The sequence below is a fragment of the Mesorhizobium sp. LCM 4577 genome (assembly GCF_001854795.2).
Lineage (GTDB): Bacteria > Pseudomonadota > Alphaproteobacteria > Rhizobiales > Rhizobiaceae > Mesorhizobium > Mesorhizobium plurifarium.
In genome coordinates this window covers 312,276-325,159 of record NZ_MDDU01000046.1, presented here as the reverse complement: position 1 = coordinate 325,159, position 12,884 = coordinate 312,276, and the positions used below count along the sequence as shown (strand labels likewise).

Annotated in this window: 13 protein-coding genes; 6 read left to right on the top strand and 7 right to left on the bottom strand. The window is 64.2% G+C overall.

Annotated features, from left to right (window positions below; genetic code table 11):
• Positions 1–2 precede the first annotated feature (2 nt).
• Complete coding sequence (locus tag LCM4577_RS28695; protein WP_071034092.1) at positions 3–434, bottom strand: TerB family tellurite resistance protein; 432 nt, start codon at positions 432–434, stop codon at positions 3–5.
• A gap of 109 nt (positions 435–543) precedes the next feature.
• Here LCM4577_RS28695 and LCM4577_RS28690 point away from each other — a divergent pair, with 109 nt between their 5' ends.
• From LCM4577_RS28690 to LCM4577_RS28675, 4 genes are all read left to right on the top strand, one after another.
• A complete protein-coding gene (locus LCM4577_RS28690) occupies positions 544–1,329 on the top strand; it encodes a TSUP family transporter (protein WP_071033999.1) in 786 nt (261 codons plus the stop codon).
• A gap of 51 nt (positions 1,330–1,380) precedes the next feature.
• Positions 1,381–1,551, top strand: a complete 171-nt coding sequence (locus LCM4577_RS28685; protein ID WP_116390196.1) for a hypothetical protein — start codon at positions 1,381–1,383, stop codon at positions 1,549–1,551.
• 91 nt (positions 1,552–1,642) lie between these two features.
• The gene (locus tag LCM4577_RS28680) at positions 1,643–2,476 is read left to right on the top strand and encodes an AraC family transcriptional regulator (protein ID WP_071074365.1); all 834 of its coding nucleotides are present in this window, start codon (positions 1,643–1,645) and stop codon (positions 2,474–2,476) included.
• A gap of 84 nt (positions 2,477–2,560) precedes the next feature.
• Positions 2,561–2,980 (top strand): VOC family protein, encoded by a 420-nt coding sequence (locus LCM4577_RS28675; RefSeq protein WP_071074404.1) that lies wholly within the window; start codon positions 2,561–2,563, stop codon positions 2,978–2,980.
• 3 nt (positions 2,981–2,983) lie between these two features.
• Here LCM4577_RS28675 and LCM4577_RS28670 read toward each other — a convergent pair whose 3' ends face one another.
• Complete coding sequence (locus LCM4577_RS28670; protein WP_071074364.1) at positions 2,984–4,471, bottom strand: cobyric acid synthase; 1,488 nt, start codon at positions 4,469–4,471, stop codon at positions 2,984–2,986.
• Entirely contained in the window at positions 4,471–5,088 is a 618-nt protein-coding gene (locus LCM4577_RS28665) for a dimethylsulfonioproprionate lyase family protein (RefSeq protein ID WP_071034005.1), read from the bottom strand. Before LCM4577_RS28665 ends, LCM4577_RS28670 begins: the two co-directional genes overlap by 1 nt.
• 139 nt (positions 5,089–5,227) lie before the next feature.
• Between LCM4577_RS28665 and LCM4577_RS28660 the strand changes: the two genes are divergently transcribed.
• Positions 5,228–6,394 (top strand): isobutyryl-CoA dehydrogenase, encoded by a 1,167-nt coding sequence (locus LCM4577_RS28660; RefSeq protein WP_071034006.1) that lies wholly within the window; start codon positions 5,228–5,230, stop codon positions 6,392–6,394.
• A gap of 21 nt (positions 6,395–6,415) precedes the next feature.
• Positions 6,416–7,300, top strand: a complete 885-nt coding sequence (gene mmsB / locus LCM4577_RS28655) for a 3-hydroxyisobutyrate dehydrogenase (protein WP_071074363.1) — start codon at positions 6,416–6,418, stop codon at positions 7,298–7,300.
• Between the two features lie 322 nt (positions 7,301–7,622).
• Here the strand turns inward: mmsB and LCM4577_RS28650 are convergent, their stop codons facing one another.
• The 4 genes from LCM4577_RS28650 to LCM4577_RS28635 all read right to left on the bottom strand — a co-directional run bounded on the left by LCM4577_RS28650 (position 7,623) and on the right by LCM4577_RS28635 (position 12,829).
• Positions 7,623–9,002, bottom strand: coding sequence for an aspartate aminotransferase family protein (locus LCM4577_RS28650; RefSeq protein WP_071074362.1), 1,380 nt, complete (start codon positions 9,000–9,002; stop codon positions 7,623–7,625).
• 51 nt (positions 9,003–9,053) lie between these two features.
• Entirely contained in the window at positions 9,054–9,176 is a 123-nt protein-coding gene (locus tag LCM4577_RS28645; protein WP_041003987.1) for a hypothetical protein, read from the bottom strand.
• 352 nt (positions 9,177–9,528) lie between these two features.
• Positions 9,529–11,598, bottom strand: coding sequence for a prolyl oligopeptidase family protein (locus LCM4577_RS28640; protein ID WP_071074361.1), 2,070 nt, complete (start codon positions 11,596–11,598; stop codon positions 9,529–9,531).
• A gap of 73 nt (positions 11,599–11,671) precedes the next feature.
• Entirely contained in the window at positions 11,672–12,829 is a 1,158-nt protein-coding gene (locus LCM4577_RS28635; RefSeq protein WP_371410085.1) for an MFS transporter, read from the bottom strand.
• Between the last annotated feature and the right edge of the window lie 55 nt (positions 12,830–12,884).

Genomic DNA, 12,884 nt, shown 5'->3' with positions numbered 1-12,884 from the left:
CTTCAGCTCTCCGGCTTAACCAGATCGACCGGGCTGATGTCGAGCAGGTCGAGCGTGCGGCGCAGCAGCTTCACCTCGCTCTCCGCCAGCCTGGCATCGGCCTTGGCGATCTCGGCCATATGGCGCGCGAGCAGCTTTCGGCGCTCGACGTCAAGGTCGCGGAACAGCGCGATCGCCTGCGAGCCGTTGGTCTCGTAGCCATAGTCGTTGAGATATTCGATGACGCTGTCGATGCTGCTTTCCGGAATGCCGAAGGCTTCCTTGCAGATGCGTCGGAAGACGGCCATCTCGCTCTCCGAGACCGAGCCGTCGGCCAGGATCATGCGAAACAGCATCAGAAGCTCCGCCGACAGCACAGGATCGTCCGCCACCTTGCGCACGCCCGGGTCACCGTCGAAGATCGAACGTATCTGGTCGAGCAGCGCCATCGCCACCAAGCTCCCCTTTGCGATTCCGTCTAGATTGTTAGCTCGGAATCGCTCTTGCGCAAACGGGGCGAGCGTGATGGAAGCTGCGGCTTCCTTCCTCTGTGCCTTTCCCTCAATGATCGACCTTACCCTGCAGACCGTTCTCATCCTCGTCGCCGCCGCTTTCGCGGCGGGTTTTGTCGACTCGATCGCCGGCGGCGGCGGGCTGATCACGATCCCGGCGCTGCTGCTCGCCGGCTTCTCGCCGGTCGCGGCGCTCGGCACCAACAAACTGCAGGGCATGTTCGGCTCCGGCTCGGCCACCATCCACTATGCCGCCAACGGCCAGGTCGACCTGCGCCGCCAGCTGCCGTCGGCGCTGCTGGCGCTTGTCGGCGGCGCGGTTGGCGCCTTGCTGGCGACCGTCGTCCCCGGCGATTTCCTGCGCGCCATCCTGCCGCTGCTCCTGATCGCCATCGCGCTCTATTTCGCGCTGAAACCGAATATGGACGATGTCGACCGCGCCGAACGGCTGTCGCCTTTCCTATTCGGGCTGATCATCCCGCCGCTGGTCGGCTTCTATGACGGCGTCTTCGGCCCTGGCGCCGGCTCCTTCTACATGCTCGCCTTCGTCACGCTTGCCGGCTACGGCGTGCTCAAGGCGACGGCGCACACCAAGCTGCTCAACTTCGCTTCCAACATCGGCGGCTTCGTCGTCTTCGCCGCTGTCGGCGTCATCGATTGGAAGATCGGCCTGATGATGGGCGTGGCGCAGTTCATCGGCGCCCGCGTCGGCGCGAGCCTTGCCATCCGCATCGGCGCCAGGCTGATCAAGCCGCTACTCGTGGTCGCCTGCCTGGCGCTAGCCGCGAAGCTGCTGGCCGACCCGGACAATCCCTTGCGCCAGCTAATTGGTAAGTGACCGCACCACTGGTAGAATAAGCGCGCGCGAATCATGTTGGAGGGACTAGACATGAATCTCAGTGCACCCACCCAGCTTGTGTTCATCATTTCGTTGGTCATCGCCATCATCGGTCTTCTTGCCGCTTTTGGTCTGCTTGCGTTCATTCCGCTCGCGTCCGTTTGGATCATGCTCATCGCCTATATCGTGCTCGCCGCCGGCTGTTTGATGCGCGGGGCCTGAGCCAAGGTAAATCAGCAATCTCAGGCAACTCGGAGCGCCCGGCCCTGCCGGGCGCTTTTGATTTGAGGACGCGGTCTGATAGGCTTGCGCCATGTCCGACGAGCCAGAGCGTCATCGCCAGGATAACCGCTCTCCCGCCCTGCATTTCGAGATGGTGCGGCGCAAGCCCTCTGCCTCGCTCGCAGGGATCGTCACGGATATCTGCGGCTATCGCGAGACCTGCCCCGGTCATTTCCGCATCGTCGAATACGCTTCGCTGACTGTGCCGCTGGTGATCAGCTTCGCCGAGGCCTTCGCCATCGGGCTCGGCCACACGCCCGGCGACAATGACCGCTACGCCAGCTTCGCTGCCGGCCTCTATGCGGGGCCGGTCATGATCGAATCGTTCGGCGGCGCCTGCTGCGTCCAGGTCAATTTCACACCACTTGGCGCCAGGCGCTTCTTCGGCCTGCCGATGAGCGAGCTGCGGGACCGAATGGTCGGGCTGGACGATGCGCTGGGCTTTGACGGCATCGCGCTGCGCGAACGGCTCGGCGACGCGCCAGATTGGGGTACGCGCTTCGACATAGCCGAGAACTATATCGCCGGCCGCCTTGTGGAAGCGAATGCCCTTTCGCCCGAAGTCGCCTGGGCCTACAGGACGGTCATCGCATCGGGCGGCCGTACCCGGATTTCCGTGCTCGCCGGCGAGATCGGCTGGAGCCGCAAGCACCTTGCGGCCAAATTCACCGACGCGATCGGCATCGCCCCGAAGACCTTATCGCGCATCGTACGCTTCAACCGAGCGCTGTCGCTGTCGAAGCGACAGGACGACGACTGGGCCGGCATCGCCGCCGATTGCGGTTATGCCGACCAGGCGCATCTGGTGCGCGAATTCCGCCAGCTTGCCGGCGAAACGCCCACCGGACTCGCCGCGTTGATGTAGGCCTGAGCCGAGGTAACATTTCTTCAAGACGCCGGAACAGCCTTGGTCGAAATTGGGCTCATCGACGCGAACAAGGAGATCGTCATGCCCTCGTCAACCGAAGCACCCCGTCTCTATCCAGCCCTACGTTACCGGAACGCCGCCAAGATGATCGATTGGCTCTGCGAAGCCTTTGGCTTCGAGGTCCGCGCCCGCTATGGTGACGGCGACATCGTCCACCACGCCGAGCTGACCTTCGGCTCCTCGATGATCATGCTGGGCACGGCGCGCGACGACGATTACGGCAAGATGGTCGGCGAGCCAGGCGAAGGCGGCGGCAAGTCGATCTATATCGCCGTCGATGATGCCGATGCCGCCTATGCGCGCGCCAGGAAGGCCGGCGCGAAAATCCTCCAGGAACTGGTCGACCGCGACTATGGCAGCCGCGAGTTCATCTGCCTCGACCCCGAAGGCAATGTCTGGTCCTTCGGCACCTATTGGCCGAAGGCGGGTGAGAAGGYGTGAGCCTCAGCGCGCGACGGCAAAGATGGCGTCACAGTCGAGATGCCGCTCCATCTCGGCCGCGACCTCGTCCAGCGCCCTCTCGACGTCCGCACGGTAGTCGATGCCGCCTCCTTTGACGCCAAGGCTCTCAAGATAGGCGGCRCGAAAAGCATCGGCGGAAAACAACCCGTGCAGATAGGTGCCGATCACCTTGCCGTCGGCGGAGGTCGCGCCGTCCTCGACGCCGTTGAGGATCGTCGAGGGCCGCGCCGTATCCGGACCGGTGGTGCGGCCGAGATGGATCTCATAGCCCTCGAGCGGCAGGCCGAACTGCACCGAATGCGCATTTGAATTGCGCACGGTCTTTTCCGGCTCCATCACCGTTTCGGTGTCGAGCAGGCCGAGGCCCTCGGCCTCTCTCACGCTGCCTTCGATGCCGTCGGGATCGCGCACCATGCGGCCGAGCATCTGGTAGCCGCCGCAGATGCCGACGACATGGCCGCCACGCTTGCGGTGGGCAAGAAGATCGCGGTCCCAGCCATTCTCACGGAATTTGATGAGATCGCCGATGGTCGATTTGGAGCCGGGGATGACGACAAGCCCGGCATCTTCCGGCAGCCTCTGGCCCGGCGGCACGAACACCACCTCGACCTGCGGCTCGGCTTTCAGCGGATCGAAGTCATCGAAATTGGCGATGCGCGCCAGCATCGGCACCGCCACCTTCAGCGCCCTTTTCCCGCCGGAAGCGAGGCGTTCGAGCACGACGGAATCCTCGGACGGCAGCCGACCGGCCGCCTTCAGCCAAGGCACCACGCCGAAGYAGCGCCAGCCGGTGAACTTTTCGATTGCCTTGATGCCGTCGTCGAACAAAGAGACATCGCCGCGGAACTTGTTGATAATGTAGCCGGCGATCATGCGCCGGTCCTGCTCCGGCAGGATGAGATGGGTGCCCGCGACCGAAGCGATGACACCGCCGCGATCGATGTCGCCGACCAGGATTACCGGCACGTTGGCCCGCGTCGCGAACCCCATATTGGCGATGTCGCGGCTCCTGAGATTGATCTCGGCAGGCGAGCCCGCGCCTTCGACGATGACCAGGTCCGCGCCCTCGCCGATCTTGGCCCAGGACTCCAGCACCGCGTCCATCAATCCTGCCTTCATCGCCTGGTAGTCGCGCGCCCGCGCCTCGCCATAGACCTTGCCCTGCACCACCACCTGAGAGCCGATATCGCTCTGCGGCTTGAGCAGCACCGGGTTCATATGCACCGTCGGACGAACCCCACAGGCCAGCGCCTGCAGCCATTGCCCGCGGCCGATCTCGCCTTCGCCGGCCCCATTCTCACCGGCTTTATCGCCGGGAATGTCGGCGACGGCGGCATTGTTCGACATGTTCTGCGGCTTGAACGGCCTGACCTTCAGCCCGCGATTCTTCGCCGCGCGGCAAAGCCCGGCCACCAACACGGTCTTGCCGACATCGGAACCCGTGCCCTGCAGCATGATCGCCCTAGACATCAGCCCCTGCCTCTCAAGTCGATCATCGGGCCGATCGTCGACTTCTGCGCCAGCGGACCGCCGCGCCAGAGATAGAGCGCCATCAGCGGCTCCTTGCCGGTGCGCATGGCATGGCTGACATTGGAAGCGTGGTGGATCACTTCGCCGGCATCGCGAATATGAAAGTCCCCCTCGCCCATCCGCCACTCGGTGCCTCCGGTCAGCGGGATGTAGATTTCCTCGGCGATATGGTGATGGTCGGGATAGACGATGTTCGGTCCAAGGATCAGCAGGCCTCCCGCGACCGTGTCATTGACGAAATGCCCGCGCGTGCCGAACACTTCCAGCCAGCCGTAATTGTCGATGAAACCCTGCCCGAAATCGGCGGCGGTATAGGTTTGTCCCCAGCGCAGCTCGTCCCGATGGTCGGCAACGAACCGCGCCAGCGGCTTGGCGTCGGGCGTCGCAAGCTCGGCGATGCGATCGAGATGGTTAAGACAGCCAAGCGCATGCGGTTCGAGAGAGCGCACAGGCATGTCCCAGCCGATGCGCGCGGCCTCTTCGGCGACGAGATCGCTGTCGACGCCGCCGAGATAGGCTCGGAATCGCTCCAGCAAATCATCGAAAATTGTCGGCACGCAAGAGCTCCGTTAGTCATTCCATGCACAGCCGGTTCTCAGCGGTCCGGGTTGCGCGGCGGCATCATTGGTCTAGATTGGACGGCGCGCAAAGCCAAAAACGACAGGCCAGAAGGCCTGAAGCGACAGGGAGCACGCCATGGACGCTGCAGTCGATGCGGGCGCTGGCCAGTTCGAACTCAATGAGGAACAGCGCGCCATCCAGGAGATGGCCCAAGCCTTTGCGGCGGACCGCGTCGCGCCCAATGCGCTCGACTGGGACAAGGCAAAGCATTTCCCCGCCGATGTGATCCGCGAGACCGGGCCGCTCGGCCTGGGCGGCATCTATGTGCGCGACGATGTCGGCGGCTCGGCGCTCGGCCGGCTGGACGCGGTGCTGATCTTCGAGGCGCTTGCCCACGCCGATCCGGCCTTTTCCTCCTTCATTTCGATCCACAACATGGCGGCCTCGATGATCGACCGCTTCGGCAGCGACGAGCAGCGCCAGCGCTTCCTGCCGAAACTGACCTCGATGGAATGGCTGGCGAGTTATTGCCTGACCGAGCCCGGCTCGGGCTCGGATGCCGCCGCGCTGAAGACGCGCGCGGTGAAGAGCGGCGGCGATTACGTGCTCAACGGCGCCAAGCAGTTCATTTCCGGCGCCGGCGACAGCGACATCTATGTCGCGATGGCACGCACCGGCGGCGACGGCCCGAAGGGCATCTCGACCTTCGTCGTGCCCAGGGATGCGCCGGGCCTGTCCTTCGGCGCCAACGAGCACAAGATGGGCTGGCACATGCAGTCGACCCGCCAGGTCATCTTCGAGGACTGCAAGGTGCCGGCCGAGAACCTGCTCGCCGCCGAAGGCGCCGGCTTCGGCATCGCCATGGCCGGCCTCGATGGCGGACGGCTCAACATCGCCGCCTGTTCGCTCGGCGGCGCGCAATCGGCGCTCGACAAGGCGCTTGCCTATACGGCTGAGCGCAAGGCCTTCGGCTCGAAGATCAACCAGTTCCAGGCGCTACAGTTCAAGCTGGCCGACATGGAGACGGAGCTGCAGGCGGCCCGCATCTTCCTCTACGCCGCCGCTTCCAAGCTCGACCGCAAGGCGCCCGACGCCGGCAAATGGTCGGCGATGGCCAAGCGCTTCGTCACCGATATCGGCTTCGATATCGCCAACCAGGCGCTGCAGCTGCATGGCGGCTATGGTTATCTGCACGACTACGGCATCGAGAAGCTGGTGCGGGATCTCCGCGTCCACCAGATCCTCGAGGGCACCAACGAGATCATGCGTGTCATCATTGCGCGGACGCTGATTGGCCGCTGAACAGACTTTGGGAGAGAGACAATGAGCACCATCGCCTTCATCGGCTTGGGCAACATGGGCAATCCGATGGCTGCCAATCTCGTCAAGGCGGGGCATGCGGTGCTGGGCTTCGACCTTGTGCCCGAAAACCTGACGGTCGCGAAAGAGCATGGTGTGACCGTCATGGCCAACGCCGTCGCAGCGGTGAAGGACGCCGATGTCGTCATCACCATGCTGCCCGCCGGCAAGCATGTGCTGTCTGTTTACGAAGACATCGCGCCCAAGGCTAAGAAAGGCGCGCTGTTCATCGATTCCTCGACCATCGATGTCGAATCCGCGCGTAAGGCGCATGCGATTGCCGCCAAGCATGGCCTGCCCTCGATCGACGCGCCGGTCTCCGGCGGCACCGGCGGCGCCACGGCCGGCACCCTCACCTTCATGGCCGGCGGTTCCGACGAGGCGTTTGCCACCGCCGAGCCGATCCTGAAGCCGATGGCCGGGCGCATCGTTCATTGCGGCGGCGACGGCGCCGGCCAGGCGGCCAAGATCTGCAACAACATGATTCTCGGCATCTCGATGATCGGCGTCGCCGAGGCCTTTGTGCTCGCCGAAAAGCTCGGCCTGTCGCACCAGGCGCTGTTCGACGTCGCCTCTACCTCTTCCGGCCAATGCTGGTCGCTGACCACCTATTGCCCAGTGCCCGGCCCGGTGCCGGCCTCGCCAGCCAACCGTGACTACAAGCCGGGCTTTGCCGCCGCGCTCATGCTGAAGGACCTGAAACTGTCGCAGGAGGCCGCGCAGAGCGCGGGCGCGGTGACCCCGCTCGGCGCCGAAGCCACGCAGCTCTATGCCTTGTTCAACGCACAAGGCCACGCCGGCACCGATTTTTCCGGCATCATAAATTTCCTGCGCGGCGATAAAAGCTAAGCGGCTGCCTTAGAACGATTATTAGCGGATTTTTTCGACACAAAGCCGGCAAATTTAGATTTGCTTAAGGTCTCGCTAACTCACCGGTAACGATGTGCCTTTAAAACGGATTGCGAGGCGGACAACGCGTCCGCCCGGCGCTCCGGATCAGGTCTCGCGTACCGGAGCCCGTAAGTTTCGCAAGTATTCTCGTCGCGAAACGCCATGCGTATCTGGCAGAGCCGCGTTCCCGCCGGGACGCGGTTTTTGCCATTTGGGGACGTCACGCGATATGTCCAGGAATGGACCGGGCGCCAATCAGGAGCGCCCGGGGAATAATCGCTCAGCGCTTGCGCAAATCGGCATCCGCGAGGTCGAGCGCCTTGGCGATCCGCTCGCAGGCCATGTCGATCGTCTCGCGCGTCCAGACCAGCGGCGGCGACAGGATCATCGTGTCGCCGGTGGCCCGCAGCATCATGCCGTTCGCGATCGCGTGGTCGCGCACGACGACCGCGGCGCTTCCCGACGGCAGATAGCGCTCCTTGGTGGCCTTGTCCTTGACGATCTCGATCGCGCCCATCAGGCCGATCGAACGCACCTCGCCGACCAGCCTGTGCCCAGCGATGCGCTCCTGAAGCGCCTGCGCGAAATAGGGACCGGTGTCGTTCTTGACGCGCTCGACCAGCCCTTCCCTCTCGATGATCTCGAGGTTCTTCAGCGCCACCGCGCAGGCCACCGGATGACCGGAATAAGTGTAGCCGTGATAGAACTCGCCGCCTTTCTCGACGAGCGTCTTTGCGACGCGGTCGCCGACCAGCAGCGCCGACAGCGGCTGGTAGCCCGAGGTCAGCGCCTTGGCGGTGGTAATGGTGTCGGGCTCTACCCCGAAAGTCTGCGCTGCGAACCATTCGCCGGTGCGGCCATAGCCGGTGATGACCTCGTCCAGCATCAGCAGCACATCGTATTTGCGGCAGATGCGCTCGACTTCCGGCCAGTAGCTCATCGGCGGGATCTTCACCCCGCCTGCGCCCATGACCGGCTCGCCGATGAAGGCGGCGACCTTGTCGGCGCCGGCTTCGAGGATCGCGTCCTCGACCGCCTTGGCCGCGCGGATGCCGAAATCATGGTCGCTTTCGCCGGGCAACGCCAGCTCATAGGCATAGGGCATCATCACATGGACGATGTTGGGCACCGCGCCGCCGAGCTGCTTGTGCATCGGCTCCATTCCGCCGAGCGACGTGCCGGCAATCGTCGAGCCGTGATAGGCTGACTTGCGCGAGATGATGYGGTTCTTCTCGGGCTTGCCTTCGAGCGCCCAGTAATGGCGCACGAGCCTGAGCGCCGTGTCGTTGGCTTCCGAGCCGGAGGAGCCGTAAAAAACCTGGCTGACATGCTTGGGCGCCAGCTCCGCCAGCTTCTTCGACAACAGCACCGGCGTCGGCGTCGAGCATTTGAAGAAGGAGTTGTAGTAAGGCAGCTCCTTCATCTGCGCGTAGGCCGCCTCGGCCAGCTCGTCGCGGCCATAGCCGACATTGACGCACCACAAGCCCGCCATGCCGTCGAGGATTTCGGTGCCGTCGGCGTCGTAGATGAACGGGCCCTTGGCATGGGTGATGATGCGCGACCCGGTCTCGCGCAGCTCCTTGTGGTCGGTGAAGGGGTGGAGGTGATGCGCGGCGTCGATCTGCTGAAGCTGCTTCAGCGAATAATTCTGATAGGTCATGGATTTGATCTTTCCTCTTGAATCAATCCGGCAAGAGCCGGGGCGGATTCGTCAGAGGAAGGCAGGCGGCGAATAGCCGATGCGGGCGCACAGCCGCAACAGCTCGGCGCGAAGGGTCCGCGGTGACGGCGTCACCGCGACCCCGAAGGCGCCTGATGTGCTGAAGCGGATCATGGCGGCAGCTTATGCCGCCTGAAGTGCAAAATTCAAGTCGTGAAGGCCAAGATGGCGAGGCAATCGTTTCAGACGAGATTTGTGATTTTATCCGGCGCAGACTGCTAATCGTCCACGTCGGCACCGCCCCTCATCGCCCTGCCGGGCACTTCTCCCCGTATAGTGACGGGGAGAAGGGGCAGGCCGCAACGCCGGCACCTTTCCCGCAACGGCGGCGATTGGCGAAATCGCCGATGAGAGCGCCCCTCTCCCCGTCACTATACGGGGAGAGGATGCCGGCAGGCAGGTGAGGGGCAGCGCCAGCGATTTGACAGGTCGCGGATAAGTTCGAAACCTGAAGCGATTTTCCTGGTCAGGCGACGGCGCCAAGCGACCGCTGCAGGAATATGTAGCGCATCGCCGTCTGCGCCGCCTGGGGCCGGCGGTCGCCGCGCCCGCCATGGCCGCCTTCGGTCTCCTCGAAGAACAGCGTCCTGCCGTGGCCTGCCTCTTTAAGCCGCGCCGCCATCTTTCGCGCATGTCCGGGATGGACGCGATCGTCGGCGGTCGATGTCATCAAGAGCACCGGCGGATAGGCGACATCGGCCGCGATATGCTGGTAGGGCGAATAGGCGCCGAGCCAGGCCGCCTCCTCCGGCTTCGACGGGTCGCCATATTCGGCGATCCAGGAAGCACCGGGCGGCAATTCCGTGTAGCGCAGCATGTCAAGCAGCGGCACGTCGATGATGACGGCGCCGAACAATTCCGGCCGCTGCGTCAGCGACGTGCCGGTGAGCAGACCGCCATTCGAACCGCCCTGGATGCCGAGCTGCGCCGGCGTGGTGATGCCGCGCCTGACGACATCTTCGGYGACGGCCGCGAAATCGTCGAATGCGTTCTGTCGCTTGCCCTTCAGCGCCGCCTGATGCCAGGCCGGACCAAATTCGCCGCCGCCGCGGATGTTGGCCTGGACATAGGCGTTGCCCCTGTCCAGCCAGAGYTTGCCGCGAATGCCGGCATAGCCGGGCAAGAGCGGCACTTCGAAGCCGCCATAGCCGTAAAGCAGCGCCGGCACCGGCCCCTTCTGGTCGCGCCGCCGCACGACGAAATACGGGATCATCGTGCCGTCCTTCGAGCGGGYTTCGAACTGCTCCGAAACATAGGGCGAGGCATCGAAGCGGGCCGGCTGCGATTTCACCGTTTGCAGCGTCTCGCCATTGTCGTCCGACCAGATGATCGAGCTCGGCGTCAGGAAATCGGTGAAGGAGAAGGAGACGCTGGAGCCGAAATGCTCGACATGACTGATGCCGACATTGCCGTTGTCGGGCAGCGCGATCCGTTTCAGCGACCAGCCATCGGCGGTGCGGTCGCAGGCGATGACCTTGCCGCGCACATTGTCCATCAGGTTGATGAACAACCGATCCCGCGTCCTGGCGAGCCCGGCGATCGAAACGCGATGCGCAGGCGCGAGYACGGTTTCGAACGGCCCGAACGCGCCGCTCTCGATCCAGCGGTCGAAATCGAGGGAGTAAAGCCCGTCAGGCAGGCAGCACGTGCCGTCCGGGGTCGTCCAGGGGCTGCGCACGCCGAAGATCAGCTGTCCCTTGAAGATCGCCGTGTCGGTTGCATCGTCGGGCAGCGGAATGCGCCGGTTCTCGCCGGAAACCAGCCGCAGGAAACTGTGCGAGGTGAAGAAGTCGAGCGTCTTGCCGAGCAGCACATGCCGCTTGTCGCCGTCATATTCGACGCCGCCGCCGACCGCGAGATGCTGCTTCTCACCTTCGAAGATCGACGTTGCGTCCTCGAGCTTGGTGCCGCGCCGCCAGAGTTTTATCACGCGCGGATAGCCGGACTGTGTCTTGTCTTCCTCTTCGAAAGCAGCCGAGACGAGCACCGTGTCCTTGTCCAGCCAGGAAAAGCCCGACTTGGACGCCGGAGCGCGAAATCCGTCCTCGACGAAGGATTTGGTCGCGATGTCGAACTCGCGCATCTCGCTGGCGTCGCCGCCGTCGGGCGACATATAGAGCAGGCAGCGGTTGAAATCGGGATAGARCCGGCTCGCCCCGCCGAATACCCATTTGATGCCCTCTTTCGCCGAGAGCTGGTCGAAGTCGATGATCGTTTCCCACTCCGGCTTCTCGGTCTTGTAGGAAGCGACGGGCGTGCGCCGCCACAGGCCCAGCGCATTGGTCTTGTCCTGCCAGAAATTATAGACGTGGCCGGCAAGCGCGGCCCCGACCGGGATATTGTCCTCGGCGGTCATCAGGTCGAGCGCGGTTTCGAAAGTCGCCTGGTAGGAAGGATCGCCCTGCAATTCGGCGACGGTGAGCGCATTCTGGCGATGAACCCAGTCCAGCGCTTCCTTGCCGTTGCGGTCTTCCAGCCAGAGGAAGGGATCGTCAGCGGTCAATTCGGGCTGGGTCTTGGTCATCGTGCTGGTCATGCGGGTCTCCATCTGGCGGCCCCGCCTACATCGCGTTCGCTGCGCCGATATTCAAGTGCCGTGGCGGGATCGGCTACAAAACCCGCCTGCGCACGACCGTCGCCGCCGCCAGCGCGGCGCAGATCGCACCCAGCGTGACCGGCAGGCCGGCGGCGCCGATGACATCCATCACGCTGCCGGTGAGCGGCGGGACGATGATGCCGCCAAGGCCCCACATCAGCGAGAAGGCGGCGTTGCCGGCGACCAGCGCCGAGCCGGTGAAGCGTTCGCCGAGCTCGATGATCGACATCGTGTAGATACCGTAGGAAACGGCGCCCCAGATGAAGACGCACCCCCAGATCAGCGGTGTCTCGATCAGCGCCGGCAAAAGCAGGCACCCAAGGATGGTCACGGCGACGCAGCCGAAGCGAACCAGGCGCGCCGTCAGCCTTTCGGCGAGCAGGCCGAGCGGCACCTGCATGGCGATGTTGCCGGCGATCATTGCCGACAGCAGCGCCGACATGCACGCTTCGGGAATGCCGTGATGCGTTCCATAGACCGGCAGTAGCGCCAAGATCGCCTGCTCGAAACCGGCCGCGACGACCACAGCCGACAGAAGCAGCCAGGCCAATGGTATGAAGCCTAGCACAGACACCTTGTTCTCGGGCTCATCGACCTTCGGCAAACGCTGTACAACGACCGCCAGGCAGGCGCCGCAGAAGACGAAAGCAAAAATGCCGACCAGGAAAGGCGGCCAGCCCTCGGTGCCGACGGCGAGCAGGCAGAGCGGCCCGGCCGCGAAACCCGCCGAGATGATAGTGGAATAGATGCCCATGACGCGACCGCGGCGCGACGGCGGCGCCAGCGCGATCACCCAGATTTCACTGAGCACATAGAGGGGATTGGTCACCACGCCGATCAGGAAGCGCAGCGGAAACCACAGATAGACATTCTGCGTCCAGCCGATCAGCGCCAGCACCAGTGCCGAGAGCGCCGCGCAGGTCAGCGCGGTGCGCCCTGCCCCGAAACGGCGCGCCAATCCCGGGATCAGCGGCGAGGACAGGATGAAGCCGACCGGCGTCATCGCCGCCGACAGCCCGATCACCGCCGGCGAAACGCCTTGCCGCTGCAGGATGAAGCTGAGCAACGGATAGGAAAGCCCTTGCGCGATGGCGAACACCGACACGGTCGCGATCACGCCGGTGATCGCGGCCCACTGCACCGTCTCGTCGCGCTCCGCGAGAGCCATCATTCCCGCTCCATTCGCTCGGAGGCTTAGCCGTTGTAGCCGGTTGCCGTAAGCCCCA